Here is a 20889-nt window from a genome sequence, read left to right as displayed (position 1 = left end):
AGCCATTTGTCAATGGCTACTCTTGTAAACCGCGTTCCGCTAGAATGGCTTTGATCTTGGTCACCAGTAAATCAATGGCGACCTGATTCTGACCGCCTTCCGGAACAATCAGATCCGCGTAACGTTTCGTCGGTTCAACAAATTGATGATACATCGGTTTTACGGTTTTTAAATATTGATTAATAATTGAATCTAGTGTCCGCCCGCGCGAAACCATGTCGCGTCGAATTCGGCGAATGACGCGAATATCGTCATCGGTATCAACGAACACCTTGATGTCCATCATGTTACGTAACGACTCATCATCAAGAATCAGAATCCCTTCAAGAATGATCACATCTTTAGGTTCAAGATGCACCGTTTTATCCGAGCGATTATGAATCGTGTAATCATAAACTGGCTGATCAACCGCGTGGCGATGAATCAACTCATCCAAGTGATGCTTCAGTAGCGGGGTGTCAAACGCCAGCGGATGATCATAATTGATTTTCTTCCGCTCCGAGAACGGTTTGTCACTTTTCTTATAATACGCATCCTGTGCCAGCAAGAGCAAGGAATGCCCGGAAAAGTGATCGAAAATCGCGCGACTGACACTGGTCTTGCCACTGGCAGAGCCACCGGTCACACCGATCACAATAGGTTTCTTTTGCTGCATCTGCTGGCCTTCTTTCATTGAGATCGTTGACAATAAAAACTGCGCACAACAGCCTTGGAAGTGATGTTCGCCATTCAAGCATCACTTCCAAGGCCGCTTATTTTAATTGCATCGCTCAGCTTCTGCCACTCATTTTAGCACGATGAAAATATCCTGACTTACTTGTTAAAATTATATACGGCAAAATGACATCTCAACAGTCACTCATGAAATGCACACCTGACAAGCACATCATTTATTGACTGATGAGTTATCGCTGGCAAACTTAGCCGTGTTCTCGTCGTGTTGTTCACGCGTGGTGGCATACAGCACTTCGCCGGTCTTCAGGTTGGCAACAAAGTACAGATAATGCTTGCTGCGATCATTTGGACTTAACACCGCGGTGATACTTTGCTCACTTGGCGAATCAAATGGACCCGGACCGTAACCGGTATGCACATACAGGTTATACGGCGAATCAACGCTGGTATCCTTATTGGTCAAGTGGGTTTTATGCGTATTTAAAGCATACATAACCGAAATATCCGATTGCAATGGCATATCCGCATCAATTCGGTTCAAGAAAACACCGGCAATGGTCCGGCGATCTTCCTGGGTCACCCCTTCACGCTCAACCAGCGAGGCTAAGGTCATGACTTCCTGGACCGTATAGCCTTGCTTTTTGATACTTTTGTAGTAACTTTGCATGACACTGTCAGTTTTGGCTAACATGGCTTCAACCAGATCTTCGACCGTCTCGCCCGCACTCACACTATAAGTGGCTGGGAAAAGGTACCCTTCCAAGCGGTAGCGAACGCCTTGGGCCGAAGCGGCAGAACTCAAAAGCTGCGGGTATTTCTTGGCCATTTTAGCAAAGAACGCCTGATTTTTCATGAGCGCCATGAATTTCTTGCTCGTCAGATTGCGATTTGATTTGCCTAGCTTATTCACGGAGGTTGCGATTTGCTCGATTGTCGCGCCTTCTTTAACTAGCAACTGTCCCGCCGCGGTGGCTGCTGTGCCGCCAGCCCGCAACTTTTGGATCACCTGATTCATCGAATCACGTTGTGTCAGCTGATAACTGCCAGCCTGAAAGTCAGCAATGTTGTGAAACTTGACATAATAATTGAACACCATGGCACTTTTGATCACGTGCTTGGCTTCCAATTTGGCGGCAATTTGTTTGGTGGATGAACCTGCAGGCACCGTTACATTGACAGAAGTCTGACCATTCGGATTCACCGGCTGAAGTGCCGAGTGGACGTACCGATACCCCATCAGGCCAACAATCACCAGCACCGCAAACAAGATACCCAGAACCCACGCGACAATCTTGTGCGACGCCTTTTTTTCATCGGCGCGCAACCGCCGTTTGTCCTCTACATGTCGGGATCGCCTATCCAAAAAAGATGCCTCCTTTTTACGTACTATTGTTTATCGCGGATTAAACTAAATGTGCCTGTCATCCAAACTGGCAGCATACAGCCGCTTATGTAACAGAACCACCGCCGAACTATCTTCGGCAGCAGCTTAATAACCAGTGACCATCATACCTAATTGCGCGGTAAATTGCGACTGATGATTAGCGAATCTCAGCAGCCAAATCTGATGCTAACGCAGACTTAACACGATCGAACGCTTGCGTCACTTCGTCTTCAGTCAGCGTCTGGTCATCCCGCCGATAAGTCAGCGTGTATGCCAAGCTCTTTTGGCCTTCAGCAATGTGTTCACCTGCGTAAACATCGAAAAGTTTAACCTGCTTGAGATAAGCACCGCCATGTTGACGGAAGACAGCCATCACTTGCGCATTTGTGACGGTCTCAGCCACCTGAAGCGCAATATCGCGCGTGACGGCCGGGAACTTCGGCGCCGGTTGGGCAATCTTTTCCTGTTTTGGTGCAACGAACAACGCATCGAGATCTAGCTGAAAGACAAACGTTTCTGGTAAATGGTTGTCGTGTTCAAATGCGGGATGCAGGCGTCCTAAGAAGCCAATGCGGGTGTCGCCAACAAAAATATCGGCAGCTTGGCCCGGATGCAGTTCGGCCACTGCCTGCGTTGCCGCAAACCGTACCGGCTCTGTCAATGAATAATCTTCAAGCAAGTGGGTGACAATCCCTTTGACATAAAAGAAATCAACGGGACGGGCATCCTGGTTCCAGGTCTTAGTCGTCACTTGACCAGTCAATGCACCACCTAGGTACTCGATTTCAGTCGGGCGAACCTGATCGCCGGTTTTGGTGAAAATGCGGCCCTGCTCATAAATCGCCACATTGGTTTCCTTACGAGCCTGATTGTATTTAATGACATCCAGTAACCCAGTGACCATGTTCATACGCAACACGGCATGATCGGTTGTCATCGGCGAATCAACCTGAGTTGGCTTGCCCGGTTGCAGTTTGAATTGCTCAGCCGCTTTGGCAGTGGTTAAGCCATAAGTGATCGCTTGGGTTAAGCCCAGTCCTTCAAGAAGATGTCGCGTCCGCCGAATCCGTTTCTGTTTCGGGGTATATTCCCCAATCGTCATGGTTGTCGTCGGCAAGGTACTTGGTAAATTGTCAAAGCCATAAATACGCGCAACTTCTTCAACCAGATCCGCTTTAATGTGGATATCCCAGCGGCGTGGCGGAACCGCAACCGCAAAAAGACCGTCTGCAACCGTCACGCCAAAACCTAACTGGCGAAAAATGCCGGTTACCTGGTCTTCTTGCAGATCAGTGCCTAAGACATGATTGATGTGGTCTAGTGAGATATCTACCACCACATCCTTGGCTTCAACAGCAGTCGGACTCAGCGTGCCTTTCGCTGATTGACCGCCACCCAGTTCAACCATCCAAGCGACCGCAGCATCCAACGCATGATTAATATCAGCCAGATTGATGCCTTTTTCGAAGCGGGAAGACGCCTCTGAGCGCAGATTATATTTCAACGCGGTTTTCCGCACATTGACCGGATTAAAGCTAGCCGCTTCAACGACAACGGTTGTGGTGGTTTCGGAAATTTCCGAATTCAAGCCGCCCATGACCCCGGCCAAAGCAACCGGCACCTGACCGTTCGTAATGACGATATCGCGATCATCCAGTTCATGTTCCCGACCATCCAAGGTAGTTAATGGCTCACCGTTTTTGGCCCGGCGGACTTCGATATGCTTGCTGCCAAGTTTGGCATAATCAAATGCGTGCAACGGCTGGCCATACGTCAACATAATCAGATTCGTGATATCCACAATATTATTAATTGGTCGAACTCCGGCATTCCAGAGACGCCGTTGCAACCAGAGTGGACTCTCCTTGACCTTAACATGGTCGATGACCCGTAGCTGATAGCTCGGCGCATCCTGGGCATCTTTGACTTCTGCACTTAGATAATCGGCAATCGGCTTCGTGCCCTCGGTTAACGGTTTTTCGACAAAATGCGGCTTTTCGGCATAGGTGGCACCGACCTCCCACGCAACACCGCGCATTCCTAAAGCATCCGCGCGGTTTGGCGTGATTTCAAAATCCAAAATGGCATCATGCATACCTAACGCGGCTAACGCATCACTGCCTGGCTTCAATGGTTCGTTGAAAACATAGATGCCGTTTAAATAGGACTTCGGTACCACATTTTCGTTAAAGCCGATTTCTTGAAGCGCACAAATCATCCCGAGGCTTTCTTCGCCGCGCATTTTGCCTTTTTTAATTTTGACATTGTCCGCAATCCGCGCACCTGGCAGTGCCACAATGACCGTTTGTCCTGCAGCGACATTGGGAGCACCGCAAACAATCTGCCGCGGATCCGCTTCGCCGACATCCACTTCACAAAGTTTGAGATGATCGGAATTCGGATGCGGCTTGCTTGTCAGCACTTTCCCGACTACAATTTTTTTCAATCCGGCGTCAGGGTGCTTAACCCCATCAATTTCTATTCCGGTTCGGGAAACCTTGTCGGCCAGTTCTTCTGGTGAAACTGGGACATTGACGAGTTCTTTTAACCAATCATATGAAACGTTCATCTTAACCCTCCTGGCTGAACTGCGTTAGGAAGCGCAAGTCGTCTGTGTAAAAGCTGCGAATATCGTCAATGCCGTATTTCAGCATGGCAAACCGATCCGGACCGAGGCCAAATGCAAAGCCACCATAGACATCGGCATCAATCTTGGCTGCCCGCAGAACATTCGGATGCACCATGCCGGCACCGAGGACTTCAATCCACCCGGTATACTTGCAAACCGGGCAGCCCTTGCCGCCGCAACGGAAGCAGGAAACATCGACTTCAACAGACGGTTCCGTGAATGGAAAATAACTCGGACGCAACCGAATCGTGCGATCAGCGCCAAACACGTGCTGACACATGGCCAGTAAGGTACCTTTGAGATCAGCCATGGTAATGTGCTTATCAATGACTAACCCCTCCATTTGATGAAACTGATGGCTGTGCGTGGCATCGTCATCATCGCGACGATAAACCACACCCGGACTGATCATCTTCAACGGTCCCTTACTGAAATCATGCTTTTCCATGGTCCGCGCCTGCATCGGGCTCGTCTGTGACCGCATCAGCAATTCATTGTTGATATAAAAAGTTTCCTGCATATCCCGTGCCGGATGGTCCTTTGGGATATTCATCATTTCAAAATTATAATGATCTTCCTCGACTTCCGGACCACTCAGCACTTGATACCCCATGCCCATAAAGAAGCTTTCAAGATCGTCCATGATTTGGATAATGATGTGCGGCGTACCAGCAACAACCGGGTCACCCGGCAATGTCACATCAATAGTTTCCGACGCCAATTTGGCATCAATAACTGCCTGCTCCAATTGCGCTTTGCGGGCTTCAATCGCGGCACTTAACTCATCACGAATTTTGTTGGCAAATGCACCGACTTTTGGCCGTTCATCAGCCGCAAGATCCTTCATTCCGCGCAGCACGCTGGTGATCGGACCTTTTTTCCCTAATAATTGCACGCGAATCTGATTCAAGTCATCCAACGAATCGACTTCTTTGATGCGTTCGTTGTTTTGTTGAAAAAGTTGTTCGAGCTTGGTTTGAAAATCCATATTTTTCCTCCTCGATTACTGACTGCAAGCGGCATTTTTTATGCGTTTTGAAGGCATAAAAAAAGTCCCTCTTCAAAAGGGACGAAGCGTCGCGGTACCACCCTTGTTCATGGTCACACTGATCCATGCACTCAACAAGGTAACGGCCAGGCCGGAGCTTTCTAAGTGTTGCCACCTCAAAAGTCAACTCGGAAAGTGAAGACAAACATTTTGGTAAGAGACGTCTCGCAGTCTTATGAACGTCACTCCCTGTCTTACCAGCCTGTTTGGGCTTTCGTCATGGTTTTTATGTTTTTAGATAAAACAAGCTTAGCAAATTGAGCGCTGGCGTCAAGAGCTGATTTTTCAACTGGCGCCCGTTAATAAAGAAAAAACGCGTGAATTACGCGTTTTTTTGAGTCTCATTGGCGTGGCACTCTTCATCTGTAACCCAGGCATCGCCCCAAGCATGCGCCGCTGCCATCACTGAATTCAAAGCACGGCCTTTATCTGTCAGTGCATACTCGATTAACGCCGAATCCTTGTGCGTCAACCGATTAATCAAGCCTTCGCCCTCAAGTTCTTTCAGGCGCTCAACCAAAACCCGGTCTGAACAACGCGGAATCAGCTTCGCAATATCCTTGAACCGCGAATTGCCATTGTTTAATAGCACTTCCAGGATCAAACCGTTCCACTTCTTGCCTAGAATTTCAAACGTATGTTGAAATTTAGGACAAAGAGCGACTTGCTGACTTTGACAATCGGTTGTACTGGTTACTGTTGCATCCACTCTACTCACCTCATTATTCCCACTTACTTACATTTAGATAGTGCTAGCATACCACACTGGCAAAATATTACAACCCGATGTATAAGAAAGTCCAGACAAACTTGGTAAATTAGCTAATAAAGTAACTCACTAGGTTCGAATGGGACGGTCTTCCCTAAAAAAGAACCGCAGATAAATATCCGCGGTTCTCGTGTGGACGGTGGCAACTACCACCGTCATATCACGATCCTAATTTAAAGCTTTTAAGTGGGTGTGGATCGGATGCCGGAGCTTGTGCATCCATGGTACGACGACCTCATCCATCGCAGCATAATCATCAACTAGAGACACAACAAAACTTTCCTTGTATTTAGGCAAGCCAACTGTTGCGCCCCACATGTGCTTGATGATAATGTCTTTTTCCATCGGTGACAATTCGGTCAGCTTCTCAGCGTTCCGTAAAGCAATCCGGGGATGGATAAAGGCATGCGTCCCCAAGTCAAACTTGGTTTTGCGCCAATCATAGTAAAACAGATCGTGCAACAAGCCTGCTCGGGCGATCGCACGAACATTCAGATGCAGCCGTTTCCCGATCAGATAGCTCTGATAGGAAACACTGATCGAGTGCTCCAATCGGTTAGAATAATGATGTTGCGGGTGTTCTGCCAGTCGCTGAACCTCAGGCTTGGCCAATAAATCAGCCACATACCCTACATACTCAGCATCCGATTGCCAATCGCGTTTTTTGCTCAAGACATCTGCTCCTTTTGTGGTTTGATGAACACACTTATAGTATAACAGCTTCCACACCTAAAAGGCACCTTCATAATAGATTCTTAATCCCCAACTAGATGGAACATCATGATCGCCGCGGCGACCGCAACATTCAACGATTCCGCTTGGCCGCGAATAGGAATATATAAATTTGTATCGGTTTGCTTTAAAAGAACAGGATCCATACCGTTACCTTCGTTGCCGACAATCAACCCGAATTGCGCACTTGGCTGAATCTTGCGATAACTTTTAGCCTCCTCATTGAGTTCCGACCCATAAACCGGAATGCCGGCCCGTTGCAGTGCCTTGATAATCGGCATTAACTTGGCGGAAACGATGCGGACGTGGAACTGGCTTCCCTGCATGGCTCGCAAAACTTTAGGGCCAAAAGCATCTGCCGTTCCCTGCCCGAAAATTACCGTCTTAATACCGGCAGCGTCTGCCGTACGCACCAAAGTTCCGACATTGCCAGGATCCTGAATCGCATCTAACAGCAAAAATTGTCCGCTCAGCGGCTCAGGTAATTGCTCAGCCTGTCGGGGCATAACCGCAAAAATGCCTTGCGGTGTTTCGGTGTCACTGAGATGTTCCGCGACCGATTCCGAAATCTGGGTGATCTTGTCATAAAACGGCTTGAGCGCCCGGTCATCCAAATATTTTTCGGTTGCATAAATATCGTAAGGCGTCTGACCACTTGCCAGTGCCTCCTGAACCAAATGACGCCCTTCCAATAAGTAACGCCCGGCATCTTTTTGGTGTTTCTTAACGGTTAATTTTTTAGCGGTCTTGATTCTGTCATTCTTAGGTGATGAAATATATTCCATAAAATTCTCCTTCTGGCGCCAACGTTCGGCGATGCGCATAGTTGCCAACGCGTTCATTTTTAAAAATCAAACTTTAGTCCGTTGTCGCCTCATTCATAAGCCTTATGCTACACTAGTATGGACTGTGGAGAAAGCGCCGAGGAAGACTTTAGTACTTTTTCACAGACAGTTTTCTCACGAAACGAGCGCCTCCAGAAGCTTTCCGGTATTAAGGGCGCGTGATAGTAAGAAAGGAAGTGTCTTTTTGGTCAAACTTGCTAAACAAATCGTCGTCCGTGGCCGGGTGCAAGGCGTCGGTTTCCGCTGGGCCACGAAGATGATTGCGGATAATCTGAACATTAGCGGCACCATCGAAAACCGCTCTGACGGCTCTGTTTTTATTCAGGCAGCCGGCGAACCGCTTAATCTGGCAAAATTTGTTGCCCAGGTTAAAGCCGGCCCTAATCCTTATGCCAACGTTTCGACTTACGAAGAAAAACCACTGGAAAACATTCCTGACTTCCATGGTTTTCGCGTCACCGGTTGAATCCGTTCAGCCCATACAGTATAGTTAAACCCGATGACATTTTGAAGGGAAATTATTCATGCACAAGTCGAAAAAAGTATTTACACTAGGGATTGTGGGCTTATTGCCCTTACCATTAGCCGCGTGTGCTCCCACCACGAAACAAGGGGTCACGCTTAAACCGCCAACGGATCCATTCTTTGGCACTTTTTATAAAGTCATTGGGCTGCCACTGCAGCACTTGATGGAGTGGATTGCCGGGTTTGTCGGCACGACCAGCAGTTACGGGATTGCGATTATCGTCATCACCCTACTGGTCCGCTTGATCGTGTTACCGCTCATGTTACGGCAACAACGGACCATGACGGCTTATCAGGAAAAGCAAAAAATCCTCCAGCCACAACTGAAAATTGTCCAAGAAGCGACCAAAAAAGCCAAAACCCCGGAGCAACAATTAGCTGCCAATAACTACATGCGGAAAATTTATTCCGCCAACGGGACGAGTATGATTCCGTCCATGGGTTGTTTGCCGATGCTCATTCAGTTGCCGATTTTCTCAGGTCTTTACCAAGCCATTGCGTACTCACCGGAAATCTCGCGGGCAACCTTCTTTGGTATTCAACTAGGCCACTCCAATTTCATCGTCACAATTTTAGCCACCTTGCCGTATATTGTGGTCAGCTTGATCATGTTGCAGGGCGTGCCGCCGGAACAGCGAAAAGCAATGCAGACAACGGCCTTTTTGAACCCGATCATGACGTTTATTTTTTGTATGATGTACAATGCCGGCTTAGGTCTCTATTTTGGTGCTGGCGGCATTATCCTCATCGTTCAACAAGCCATTGTGACGTACATTGTAACGCCTAACATTCGCAAGCGGCTCGATGAGGAAATGGAAGAAAATCCACCAGTCATCGTCGTTAACGAACATACCTTTGATGACTGGGGTAAAGTCACTGCGACTGCTGGTGCGACAGGCAGCAGTCACCAGCCGGCAGATCCCGATGCCATCGACCATAACAAATTACGTAAGCGCAATGCCGGTAAGCAGCAACGACCACGCAAATAAACCTGTCAATTTCTTAGTCGTCCGTTTTCGCGGGCGGCTTTTTTGATACTGGAGGCGATTACGATAGCCGCTTTCATTACGTGTTAACGGAACCCAGACGTGGAAGGTGCGGTCAATCACTAGGGCACCGAAGGCTACTTAAATTTTTTGAACGTAAGACAATAAAAGAGAATGAGCCATAATTCATAGCCACGCTAAAAAAGATGAACGTACTCTTGTCGTTATCGAGAGTATGTTCATCCTTTGTTTCTATGGAGTAATTCGGTGAGACTATTTAAGATATGAGTGCCAAGGCGGAGCAATCGTAGGCCAGATGGGGCTCAGCTGTGAAATTGATGTTGGTGGGGCGCTTTTTGCCCCGCCTACATCAAGGCCGAGCTTAGAGACTCTGCCGGTTTTGCAGAGGCTCTAAGTCGTGCCCTCCGCTCTAGCTTCGCGTCGCAAGCCCCAGCTGGCCGGAGATTGCGGAGTTTGGCGCGGCCTGGAACCAATTGCTAAACCTTTTCTGTATCGTTCGGAATTTCTTAAACTGTTAATGATCTTACGGAATTATGGCTCAGCATCCTTTGCGTGAGAAACGCTAACAGCTTTCAGTCAACTTGGAAGTCACAAATTACTTTTAATCGTGGTATCGCTCTTTGGCGCAGCCGCTTGTTTGGCTTCTTCCTGAGCCTTAAGCGCCTTCGCTTTTGCTTCGGTAATGGTCGGCAAGTCGATTCGGAAAATAGAGCCGTGCCCGAGGGCTGAATCGACTTCAATTTGTCCATGGTAGCTTTCGATTAACTGTTGGGCGATCGATAATCCGAGCCCATTGCCGCCTTTTTCCCGACTACGAGCCTTGTCAACGCGGTAGAAGCGATTGAACACTCGCCGCCGATCCTTTTCGGCAATGCCTTCGCCAAAGTCCTGCACGGCCAAAGCAACACCATTGCCACTGCTTTGCGCCATTGATACATGAATCTCTTTCCGGTTAGTCGAATATTTGACCGCATTATCCATCAAAATAATCATGACCTGCTCCAAATGATTACGATACATGCGAACAAACGTCGTCTTCTCAAGATCATCATCCAAAGTAAATGTGAAGTCGGGATGGATCATCCGAAAATCAGCGACAACCTGCTGAACGGTTTTATGCACATCGACCACGGCATTTGGAAACTGAACATCCACCTGATCAGCCCGGGTCAAATCCAACATTTCCTGAATCAGGCTCTTCATACGGGTGATTTCCTGCAACGATGCCTTCAAGGACTCATCTAAGACCTCAGGATCATCCTTGCCCCACCGGTTCAACAGCTGCAGGTGGCCTTCCAAAATAGCAACCGGCGTCCGCAGCTCATGCGAGACATCCTGCACAAATTCACTTTGCTGATCAATGTAACGCTGAATGCGATCTAACATACCATTAAACTCAAGCACTAGATCACCAAGTTCATCATTACGTTTGAGCGCCGGTATTCGAACGGTACTTTCCGGCTCCTCATTCACGACATCAATAGCATTCGTGATTAATTTAATTGGTTTCAAGAAGCGCGTTGCCAAAATATAACCAATCAGAATCGAAATCAACACCGCTGCCAGGCTTAAGCCCACGATTAGTAACGTGATTTCGTGCATCGTTGCATGGAACGCCGTTAGTTTATTTGTTACCTGCACATACCCGATCAGGTCAGAAGTCGTGGCTGAATAAATCGGCGCAGTGCCTACCAGACCATTAAAATCGCCAATATGGCTCTCCTGCACTTCGGTACCATGAACCTTGCCTAACGTGATGGGTGTATCCCGCGACTGAAAAATATTCGTACGATCGCGTGAGAAAACCGACACACTCACATCAGCTTGCGCTAACTTTTGAATCACCGAATCGGAAAAAATCCGCTCACGTGATTCACTCGGTGCTGGTAACGAAGCTTGGTCAGACGCCGCTGTACCTTCCAACCGCGGAACAACCTGGGCAATGGTCAAATCGCCACTGACTGGGGAAAGTCGTTGGACGACAGTACTAAGCGTGTCCGTAACAGTTCGGCGCTCCTGATTCAACAGAATCTGTCGCATCGCGCCGTATAGGATCATCGAAAAAGTGACAAAAGTGACAAAAATCCCGACACCAACCGTTACGGCCCATTTGACCTTTAACGAGATGCGGGGACTTTTCTTCTTTTGCCCGGTACTTGTCTGTTTAATCGCCATTACGAACGCATGACATAGCCGGTTCCCCGAACCGTCTGAATATAACTTGGTTCACCCGGCCGATCAATTTTATTACGAATATAGCGGACGTATACATCGACAACATTCGTTTCAACATCGGAGTTGTAACCCCAGACTTTGGAAAGCAAGACATCACGAGCCAAGACCACGTTGACGTTCTCCATCAAAGTCAGAAGCAATTCATACTCACGCTTGGTCAGTTCGATAATGTCATCACCGCGGCGAACAACCCGGTTTTCCTTCTCGATCACAAGGTCGCGATATTTGATCGTGGTTTGTTTAGCGGTGTTGTTTTCGCCTTCGATACTAATTCGGCGTAACAACGCACGTAACCGGGCCAACAATTCTTCGATGGCAAATGGCTTGACAATGTAATCATCGGCGCCGTGATCCAAGCCACTAACACGATCAATCACAGAATCACGGGCCGTCATCATGATAATCGGCGTATTCTTAACCTGGCGTACCCGCCGGCAGACTTCAAGGCCATTCAACTCTGGCAACATCAAGTCGAGCAGGATAGCATCCCAATCTTCAGCCAACGCCGCCTCAAGTCCCGTGCGGCCATTGAAATGGACTTCCGTTTCGTAGCCTTCGTGTTTTAATTCCAACTCGACAAACCGAGCAAGATTTTTTTCATCTTCAATAATCAATATTTTACTCATCAGGGTCTCCTTATGCTTTCTTAGTGGCACCACACACGCAACGCAACTTTATTCGTGATTTCTCATTAAAAAACGATGCTAAGCTAGTTTAGCACAGTTTTCTCATTTTGGCTATAAGCCGCGCAATGATGGGCACAATCGCCGTTGGAAAAAGTTCGTTCGGTGGTTTTCTCATTTTTCAATCCGGATAGATTCTCATAAACAGGTCCACGCTCATACTTAACCGAGCTACCCACTCGCTCAGCACTTCTCTAATTTTATTTTCATAAGTGGTCTATCGCCAATTACCATTAAGTCATCAACGTACATCATTGGCTCAGCCTTTAACCCAAAAAGAGCCAATCCGGCATGTTTACGGATTGACTCGATCAATTGGTCATTAAAATTTTAAGCTTCGTGGTACCAACTATAGTGGAAAATCCCGTCGCGATCGGTTCGTTCGTAAGTGTGGGCACCGAAGTAATCGCGTTGCGCCTGGGTCAGGTTAGCTGGCAGCACTGGCGAACGATATGAGTCGTAGTAGCTGATCGCTGCGGAGAAACCAGGAACCGGCACACCGGCTTTAACGGCGAGACCAACCAGATCACGGACACTTTCCTGATAATTCTTGGCGATATTCAGGAAGTAATCGTCTAGCAAAAGGTTTTGCAAATCTGGCTTTTTGTTGTAAGCATCGGTGATGTTTTGCAAGAAGCGGGCGCGGATGATGCAGCCGGCACGCCAGATCTTTGCCAGTTCGCCATATTGAAGATTCCAGTCGTATTTTTCTGAAGCAAAACGCATCTGTTCAAAGCCTTGGGCGTATGACATCAGTTTACTGAAATACAAGGCCTTGCGAATCATTTCGATGGCTTCTTTTTTGTCGACTGAAACGTTGGCCACTGGCTTTGGCAAGACTTTGCTTGCTGCCACCCGTTCCTGTTTCATGGCACTGATGTAACGCGCATAGACAGATTCGGTGATCACACTCTGAGGAACGCCTAATTCAAGCGCTGACTGAGATGACCACTTACCTGTGCCTTTATTGCCGGCACGATCCAGAATCACGTCAACAATTGGCTTGTCGCTGCCGAGATCATCCTTACGCGTCAAAATGTCGGCTGTAATGTCAATGAGATAGGAGTCCAGTTCGCCTTTATTCCAGTCACTGAAAATGTCGGCAATTTCCTTAACATCCAAGCCAAGCAGGTTACGCATCAAATTGTAACTTTCAGCGATAAGTTCCATATCGCCGTATTCGATGCCATTATGCACCATTTTGACATAATGGCCAGCACCATTTGGCCCAATGTAAGTGACACATGGTGCGCCATCGTCAGCTTTTGCGGAAATGGCTTCAAGAATTGGCGCGACCAGATCGTAGGCTTCTTTTTGACCGCCCGGCATGAGGGAAGGACCATGCAGCGCCCCTAACTCGCCACCGGAAACGCCCATGCCGATGAAGTTAATGCCGGATTTGTCCAATTCGGCACTCCGGCGCATGGTGTCTTCAAAGAAAGTGTTCCCGCCATCAATTAAAACGTCACCTTTATCAAGCAACGGTAACAATTCTTTAATGACCGCATCGGTTCCGGCGCCAGCCTTAACCATCATGATAATGCGGCGCGGCTTTTCGAGCGAAGCAACAAAGTCCTCGATCTTATAACTTGGTACCAACTTCTTATCTGGATGCTCGTCAACAACCGCCTTGGTTTTACTTCCGGTTCGATTGTAGATTGCAACGGTATTGCCGCGGCTTTCAATGTTCAAGGCAAGATTCTTGCCCATCACAGCCATACCGACAACGCCGATTTGTGGTTTATCCATTACGGAAACCTCCTCATTAATTTCAACATTTACTCCATTCATGTTAGCAGAAACAGCCTTGATTTAACAGTCTTCAGAAGCCTTCGCAGGCAGGTAAAATGTATTATTTTCAAGTTCGCCAAATTCAGACTAAGTGACCAGGCAAATAAAAAAAAGCATTGCCCGACTTATGCCAGTGAGCACTGCTTAATTCATGATTAGAACCTAGTATCTGTTCATATTTTATCATTCAGGTTTGCCTGGTGCTTTTTAGCAACAAGCGTACCCATCACGATTCATCCTGATCCGGGAACATCCCCTTCAACTTTGCAAAGGGATTATCTGCCTTCTTTTTCTCTTCTGTCCGCTTCTTGTATTCATCTTCGGCGAGCACTTCCCATTCATCTCCGGCAGGCATATCACCGGTGGCTGCTTCTTCCGGTGTGAGCACCTGCATTGGGATGCTGAGCAACAGGTGATCTTCGACTGCCGGCAAAAGGTTCAGTTCGGATTCTTCGAGCGGCATGAGGATTTCGCCGTCTTCATACTGATCCGCATGGCCTTCATCGGTTAAATAGATTTCGCTGAAGGTAAAATTCTGCGGCATTGTCACTGGCTTCAGACTGCGGGTGGAAGGTACCACGAGCGTACCTGTCAGATTAACACTGACCAGAAAATCGCCGCGATCATACAACACATCCCCACTCACCTGGATGGGACTCACATCAAGAATCTCCGGATCGCGATCCTGCAGATCAGCCTTGACATCTAACGTGGTACTAAAGTGTAACGGTTGCTCATCATGTTTCATTAATTCCTGAATAGTCCATTTCAGCATGGCAATCCTCCTTAAAAATACATTCGAAAGCCCAGGACCTTCGGATAAAAATCGATTCATACGCCTCACATGAGTGGCGGTCGACCATAATTCTGTTCGACGCCGCCAATGGCTGTGATTAATCGATCCGCGCGATGGGTCATGGCCAAGACCCCATACGGTGCAAGCATATCAGCACTGACACGTGTGAGCAAGGGGTAAGCCAAGTGGTGTTTGACAGTGCGCAGATATTGCCGGCCAGTCGGTGTAAACCCAAGGACATGCAGTTGTGGCAAGTGCCGAGCTTTCGTGACAGCAGCGGTCGTCATATTCAGCGTGATGGCTAAGGCGAGCCGGCGTAATCGAGCATAGGTATAGCGCTTTGACTTAACCCGGTGCAAAAATTCGGTCATATCATGAGCACCATCAATCTGCTGGGTGAACCGATACTCCAACCCCTCTGCCATCGTCGCCACTTGCCGCAACTCAGCTAAATCAGCTGTTTGCAGGCGATATTTTAACCACGGGAAAAATTGCGACCAGCCATATTGCGGTTGCTCAGCATAAACCGAAATCAAATCTGCTGGCACAATACCTGTGACAGGCTCCCCTTCCCGCAAGTGTTGTCGCACCGCCGACGCACTGGCAAGATTGGCTTTGATCTTCTGGTCATCATGTCCAACACCCTGTCGGCCGAAAGGGTAAAGCTGCATCGGCACCTGTAATGCCAAAACCGCCTTGGCATAGCTCAAGCCCAACATAAAGTTTGGGTCCGTCTGCGTAATCCCCGCCACCTTTGCATAGGCAGCATTAAGCTGGGTCGCGTAAGTCTGCGTATAATCGGCAAAACCCGGGTCCGTGATATCAGTCGCCACTAATTGCCGGGCAAGATCTAAATAATCTAACTCAGGGTGTTCGGTACCAAATGCCAGTGCCGATACATGCAACGCTGCTAACGCCGACACACCGGCCTGGGCGAATTGATCGGCCGCTTGAACGGCACCGGTCACCGGTAATTCAATCACGATATCGGCACCATGAGTCAGCGCTGCCTCCGCACGTACCCACTTATCAAAAATCGCCGGTTCGCCGCGTTGCACATAATTGCCTGACATGACCACCACGACGACATCTGCGTGCGTTAAATTTCGCGCTTTAGCCAATGCAAAAGCATGGCCTGAGTGAAACGGATTAAATTCCGCAATCATGCCAACAGCTTGCATACGCACCTCCAGAATCGCCTTCGTCAGTCAAATCAGAATTCGTTTTTGCCTACCGCTTCTTGGCGTGAAAGAACCAGCGGGTACTCTTGGCCGAAACCGGTTGCGTCCCAAAATCAGCCGTGACTTCAACCTTTTCAAAACCGGTTGCCTGCAGCGCCGCCAGATAATCTTCCAGCGGATAAGTTCGCTCCTTGTGGGTTTCGGTTAGCGGCTTGTAGGCATCTAAGTCCTCGTCATAAATGAAAAACGTCAGATCGTGTTCGATACTATGCGGTTGTTCACCGACAAAACTGTTCCATAAAAAAGCAAAGTCATCGCTTTGATAATTGTACATATAGCCTGGGAAAACCTGATCCATCTGGTACAGCGAATGGGCATCAAAAAGAAAATCCCCGCCTGAAGGCAGCAGTGCCGCCACCTGGGCGAAGACATGCTTAACTGCATCAAGATCGGGCATATAGCAAATGGAATCATCAAAGCAGGTGACTACGGGAAACTTCGGCAAGTCATGTAAATCCCGCATATCGCCTTGGATCAACGTTAAATCGACATCGGCAGCAAGTGCTTTTTCTTCGGCCAACGTCAACATGTCATCTGACAGATCGAGATCGGTGACTTGATAGCCTGACTGTGCCAACAACACGGCGAGAAAACCCGAACCGCCAGCAAGCTCCAGCAAAGGCTGATTGGCTGACGCTACCCGCTGTTTAACGTAATCCCGCCACCGTAAATACAGTGACTGATCCATCAATTTGTCATAAACTTCGGCAAAAGTGGTGTAGATCATGCCTCGACCCACTGATCCACGTTGACAAGCGGGGCGCTTTGCCACAATTTCTCAAGGTTATAGAATTGGCGCTCTTCCGGCATAAAGACATGGACAACCACATCATTCAAGTCGATGAGCATCCATTTTGAACCTTTCTGGCCTTCGATTCGGCGAATATCGACACCGGCAGCTTCTTCTTTTTCTTCGATTTCATCCACAATCGCCTGTACCTGACGATCCGAAGTGCCGCTCATAATGACAAAATAATCCGCCAATAAGCTCACACCGCGCATATCCAAAGCGACAATATCCTCGGCCCGCTTTGAATCACCGGCTTTAACAGCAATTTCCAACATTGTTTTTGCGTCGACCATAAACTACTCCTTTGATAAAAATGCGTTATAAGTTAACAGTGTTTTAGGAAAGACCAACTTGCGCGCGCCGATCAGATACATCAACGTATTTTCCAGTTCGATACGGCTGGCCTCTTCCAGATTCGTTTCGGCAGCCTTGCGCGCCTTGGCTTCGACAGGCAAAGCCCGTTGCGGCTCAATAAAATCGCCGACAAAGATACATTCATCTAATGGCGTCATTTCCGGATCTCCGGTTGTATGCCGCGCGATCGCGGTCAAAACCTGCTTATCCGTAATCCCGACTTCGGTTTGGATAAAATGAACGCCGACGACCCCGTGCCAGACGCCTCGGCCATATTGCAATAAACTAGGATCAAAGCCATCTTCGACAATCACCCGTTTGTAGGTTTCAACCGGGATTTCTTTGCCATAATCATGCAATAAGCCAGCCAAACCGGCGCGATCAACGTCTTGATCAAACCGCTTGGCTAGTTCAATAGCCGTTTGTTCCACGCGCAGGCAATGCTCATAACGCGGTTCGTCCAGGCGATTGCGTAAGCGATTTAAGATTTCTTGGCGGCTTAAGCCGTGTGTCAAGCTGTCAGGGTACTGATGTTCATTCACGATATAATCCCTCTTTTTGAATATAGTCAATAACTGGGTCTGGTACCAAATAACGCAGGCTGCGGCCATTTTGCACCCGTTCACGCACCGCGGTCGAACTGATATCGATTAGCGGGGCATCGACCCATAAAATCGGATAGCGACTGGCCGGTGTATAACCGCGGCGCTTAACGCCCACGAAAGTCACAAGTTTGACCAGTTCATCAATATGAGCCCATTTGGGTAAATAATCGACCATGTCAGCGCCGATGATGAAGTAATAGTCGGTATCCGGATGCAGGCGGCGTAATTCCTGCATGGTTTGATAGGTATAACTAATACCGCCTCGGCGAATTTCAATGCCTTCCAATCCAAAAAGCGGATTGTCGGCAATGGCCAATTGTACCATGTTCACCCGGTGCCTTGCCGAAATTGCGGTTTTAGTATCGACGTGCGGCGGCTGATTATCCGGCATGAAATAAACTTTTTCCAAGCCGAGTTCGGTACCCGCTGCCTCCGCCATAATTAAATGGCCATTGTGAATTGGATTAAAGGTTCCGCCAAACAGTCCCACCTGCTTGCGACGATGCACACCTAGAATCTGTTCGCGCATCGCCACTGAGATGACTGGCTGAGTTAAGGTGACACTCTGCGTCTTTTCCATCGCAATCCCTACCGTGCGTTCACTTCAAGACTAATTCGGCGATGCTCGGTTTTGGTTGCTTCTTTGTAGACAATCACCGTGCGGCCGATAATCTGGGCCACTTCCAAGCCGGTAATCGCGGCCTGTAAAGTGTCGGCAACTTCCCGCGGGGTATCATCGGCGGTTGGCAGCAAACTGATTTTTACCAATTCTCGTGTTTCCAACGCATCTTTGACACCAGCGACAAACGCATCACCAAGGCCATTTTTACCAACTTGAATCAAGGGTTTGGTCGTCATCGCCAGGCTCCGTAAATAGCGTTTCTGTTTACCAGTTAACATATTTTTAAAACAACTCCTCTGATGACACTTTCGTCAACTTTGACTCAACTGCGGCCAGTCACATCGTTGCGGTCGTTGCGGTCGCAATCAAACTTAAATAAATGCTTTTCGCAATAGAACGTCCACACCTTTAGGCGCATAGCCGGCGATCGTAACGCCAGCCGGCACGGTAATCCAGCCAAGACCGGCAAAAACGAGATCCGACTTTTCCTTTGGGGTGAATTCAAACCGTACCAATGGCGGAAATTGGGCCACTTCATCGGCTTGCGGTGGTGCAAGCAGACCACCAACATGTTTATGATAAAAATCATCAGCGTTGACCAGCTTGGTGCGGTGCAACGGCAATTGATTATCCGTGTAGATCACGAACGACTGACGGCCGCCGCGAAGATAGTCGAATCGCGCCAATCCGCCAAGAAAAATTGTTTGTCCTTCGTTTAACTGATAGGTGGCCGGCTTGATCACCGATGTCGGGGATACCAGTTTTAAATCCTTAGGTCCCACAAAATGTGCCATCTGATGCCGATGAATAATACCTGGTGTATCAATCAGCGACTGGCCGTCATCCAGCGGAATCATAATCCGATCCAGCGTTGTGCCTGGAAAACGCGAAGTGGTGATCAGGTTCTCGACACCCGTTAATTCCTTAATAATTCGGTTAATTAGCGTCGATTTACCGGTGTTCGTGACCCCGACAACGTAGACATCGCGATGTTCCCGATATTTTTCAATGGCTGACAAAAGTTCATCAACGCCAAATCCTTTTTTTGCACTAGCTAACATCGTCGCAACCGGGCGCAACCCCTGTGCTTTGGCTTGTTGCTGTAACCAATTTTTTAACCTGTTCGGATTCAGTGATTTGGGCAGGACATCGGCTTTATTGCCCACCAAAATGACCGGATTATCGCCGACAAATCGATGTAATCCGGGAATCACACTGCCATTAAAATCGAAAATATCAATCACATTCACAATTAGCGCGTTACTCTCACCAATGGCGTTCAACAAACGTAAAAAGTCGTCATCCGTCAACGTGACTGGCGCAATTTCGTTATAATGCCGCAACCGAAAACACCGTTGACAATAAATATCGTCTTCAGTGTCAGCTTTAGCTAAAGTAGCGGCAGGCAAGTATCCGGGTTGTTTTGGATCCGTTGTCTGTAAAATAGCGCCACAGCCTATGCAGCGGCGCTCTTCATCATTTTTGATGGTGTCCATGAATGTCCTCCTGATAATTCAGCTGCCGTTTTTTCGCAAGTGCTTTAAAAACGAAGCCTTCAAAAAAACGATTGATCCGCGTATTCCACGCATCACTTTCGACCAGTGGCTGCGTGAGGATCGTGCGCACGCCGGCAAGGTTGCCAGCCCAGATATCAGTCAGGAGCTGATCCCCGACCATTACCACTTCCGAACGTTTCAAGTCTAATTCCTTACGTGCTTTGGTAATCCCCAGCGGCAACGGCTTCAATGCCCGCGCCACATACGCGACCTGAAGCTTGGCCATTGCCTTGTGGATACGATTAGCGTTGTTATTTGAGACGACAACCACTTGAATGCCACCTTTTTTCAGATCTGAAAGCCAGCGAGTCAGTTTAGCCGTACCTTCCGGATGATCCCAAGCCATCAACGTATTATCAAGATCCGTCAACACGGCTTTAATGCCTTGCTGTTTCAGACTGGCAGGCGTCAGACTGAAGATATTCGTTACCAGCCAAGTCGGCTCAAAAACTGCCACAAATCTTGTCCCCTCTCCGGTTGTTCATATCCTTATATTATAGCGGAAAAGATGCCTAAGCGCGAGGCCGTTTGCCTAATACGACAACGCATCCGGAATGAAAACGCTATTTTAAAAAGACGAAATAATCGCCTTATTGTTGCAA

The 20889-nt window shown here is 48.2% G+C and carries 21 protein-coding genes; 2 read left to right on the top strand and 19 right to left on the bottom strand.

Annotated elements, in window-relative coordinates:
- Nucleotides 1-16: 16 nt before the first annotated feature.
- From udk to LACZS1_RS07125, 7 genes are all read right to left on the bottom strand, one after another.
- A complete protein-coding gene (udk, locus tag LACZS1_RS07155; protein ID WP_010487936.1) occupies nt 17-655 on the bottom strand; it encodes a uridine kinase in 639 nt (212 codons plus the stop codon).
- Nucleotides 656-886: 231 nt separating this feature from the next.
- Nucleotides 887-2038, bottom strand: coding sequence for an endolytic transglycosylase MltG (mltG, locus tag LACZS1_RS07150; protein WP_049169504.1), 1152 nt, complete (start codon nt 2036-2038; stop codon nt 887-889).
- A gap of 178 nt (nt 2039-2216) precedes the next feature.
- A complete protein-coding gene (gene pheT, locus LACZS1_RS07145; RefSeq protein ID WP_070650465.1) occupies nt 2217-4628 on the bottom strand; it encodes a phenylalanine--tRNA ligase subunit beta in 2412 nt (803 codons plus the stop codon).
- 1 nt (nt 4629) lies between these two features.
- Nucleotides 4630-5676: a phenylalanine--tRNA ligase subunit alpha gene (gene pheS / locus LACZS1_RS07140; RefSeq protein ID WP_070650466.1), complete on the bottom strand. Its 1047-nt coding sequence runs from the start codon at nt 5674-5676 to the stop codon at nt 4630-4632.
- A 382-nt stretch (nt 5677-6058) separates the two neighbouring features.
- The gene (locus LACZS1_RS07135; RefSeq protein ID WP_010487928.1) at nt 6059-6445 is read right to left on the bottom strand and encodes a winged helix-turn-helix transcriptional regulator; all 387 of its coding nucleotides are present in this window, start codon (nt 6443-6445) and stop codon (nt 6059-6061) included.
- A gap of 228 nt (nt 6446-6673) precedes the next feature.
- A complete protein-coding gene (locus LACZS1_RS07130) occupies nt 6674-7177 on the bottom strand; it encodes an HD domain-containing protein (RefSeq protein ID WP_005684434.1) in 504 nt (167 codons plus the stop codon).
- Nucleotides 7178-7260: 83 nt separating this feature from the next.
- Nucleotides 7261-8022: a TrmH family RNA methyltransferase gene (locus tag LACZS1_RS07125; protein ID WP_070650467.1), complete on the bottom strand. Its 762-nt coding sequence runs from the start codon at nt 8020-8022 to the stop codon at nt 7261-7263.
- Nucleotides 8023-8266: 244 nt separating this feature from the next.
- On the opposite strand from LACZS1_RS07125, the gene LACZS1_RS07120 reads away from it, so the two are divergent.
- Nucleotides 8267-8548, top strand: a complete 282-nt coding sequence (locus LACZS1_RS07120) for an acylphosphatase (protein WP_025013374.1) — start codon at nt 8267-8269, stop codon at nt 8546-8548.
- 58 nt (nt 8549-8606) lie between these two features.
- Entirely contained in the window at nt 8607-9596 is a 990-nt protein-coding gene (yidC, locus tag LACZS1_RS07115; protein WP_070650468.1) for a membrane protein insertase YidC, read from the top strand.
- Between the two features lie 606 nt (nt 9597-10202).
- On the opposite strand, the gene LACZS1_RS07110 is transcribed toward yidC, so the two are convergent.
- The 12 genes from LACZS1_RS07110 to LACZS1_RS07055 form a co-directional block, all read right to left on the bottom strand.
- Complete coding sequence (locus tag LACZS1_RS07110; protein WP_172493460.1) at nt 10203-11789, bottom strand: HAMP domain-containing sensor histidine kinase; 1587 nt, start codon at nt 11787-11789, stop codon at nt 10203-10205.
- Entirely contained in the window at nt 11789-12475 is a 687-nt protein-coding gene (locus LACZS1_RS07105; RefSeq protein ID WP_003565833.1) for a response regulator transcription factor, read from the bottom strand. Before LACZS1_RS07105 ends, LACZS1_RS07110 begins: the two co-directional genes overlap by 1 nt.
- Nucleotides 12476-12862: 387 nt before the next feature.
- Nucleotides 12863-14281: an NADP-dependent phosphogluconate dehydrogenase gene (gnd, locus tag LACZS1_RS07100; protein ID WP_010487912.1), complete on the bottom strand. Its 1419-nt coding sequence runs from the start codon at nt 14279-14281 to the stop codon at nt 12863-12865.
- Between the two features lie 268 nt (nt 14282-14549).
- Nucleotides 14550-15098: a YceD family protein gene (locus LACZS1_RS07095; RefSeq protein ID WP_070650470.1), complete on the bottom strand. Its 549-nt coding sequence runs from the start codon at nt 15096-15098 to the stop codon at nt 14550-14552.
- Between the two features lie 65 nt (nt 15099-15163).
- Nucleotides 15164-16300: a nucleotidyltransferase gene (locus LACZS1_RS07090; protein WP_070650471.1), complete on the bottom strand. Its 1137-nt coding sequence runs from the start codon at nt 16298-16300 to the stop codon at nt 15164-15166.
- A gap of 49 nt (nt 16301-16349) precedes the next feature.
- Entirely contained in the window at nt 16350-17087 is a 738-nt protein-coding gene (locus LACZS1_RS07085) for a class I SAM-dependent DNA methyltransferase (protein WP_070650472.1), read from the bottom strand.
- On the bottom strand, nt 17084-17443 hold the full coding sequence (rsfS, locus tag LACZS1_RS07080) for a ribosome silencing factor (RefSeq protein WP_010487900.1): 360 nt from the start codon (nt 17441-17443) through the stop codon (nt 17084-17086). Before rsfS ends, LACZS1_RS07085 begins: the two co-directional genes overlap by 4 nt.
- A gap of 3 nt (nt 17444-17446) precedes the next feature.
- On the bottom strand, nt 17447-18046 hold the full coding sequence (yqeK, locus tag LACZS1_RS07075; protein WP_070650473.1) for a bis(5'-nucleosyl)-tetraphosphatase (symmetrical) YqeK: 600 nt from the start codon (nt 18044-18046) through the stop codon (nt 17447-17449).
- Nucleotides 18039-18689, bottom strand: coding sequence for a nicotinate-nucleotide adenylyltransferase (locus LACZS1_RS07070; RefSeq protein ID WP_010487897.1), 651 nt, complete (start codon nt 18687-18689; stop codon nt 18039-18041). Before LACZS1_RS07070 ends, yqeK begins: the two co-directional genes overlap by 8 nt.
- Nucleotides 18690-18697: 8 nt before the next feature.
- Nucleotides 18698-19009, bottom strand: coding sequence for a YhbY family RNA-binding protein (locus LACZS1_RS07065; RefSeq protein WP_010487895.1), 312 nt, complete (start codon nt 19007-19009; stop codon nt 18698-18700).
- A 93-nt stretch (nt 19010-19102) separates the two neighbouring features.
- Complete coding sequence (gene yqeH, locus LACZS1_RS07060) at nt 19103-20227, bottom strand: ribosome biogenesis GTPase YqeH (protein WP_070650474.1); 1125 nt, start codon at nt 20225-20227, stop codon at nt 19103-19105.
- Nucleotides 20208-20744 carry a YqeG family HAD IIIA-type phosphatase gene (locus LACZS1_RS07055; protein ID WP_010487891.1) on the bottom strand — a complete coding sequence of 179 codons (537 nt, stop codon included), beginning with the start codon at nt 20742-20744 and terminating at the stop codon, nt 20208-20210. The genes yqeH and LACZS1_RS07055 overlap by 20 nt, the downstream gene beginning before the upstream one ends.
- Nucleotides 20745-20889 lie beyond the last annotated feature (145 nt).

Source organism: Lacticaseibacillus zeae subsp. silagei (assembly GCF_030770335.1).
GTDB classification, from domain to species: domain Bacteria; phylum Bacillota; class Bacilli; order Lactobacillales; family Lactobacillaceae; genus Lacticaseibacillus; species Lacticaseibacillus zeae.
Note: the sequence above shows the minus strand (reverse complement) of the source record. Positions and strands in the feature narration are given on the sequence as shown.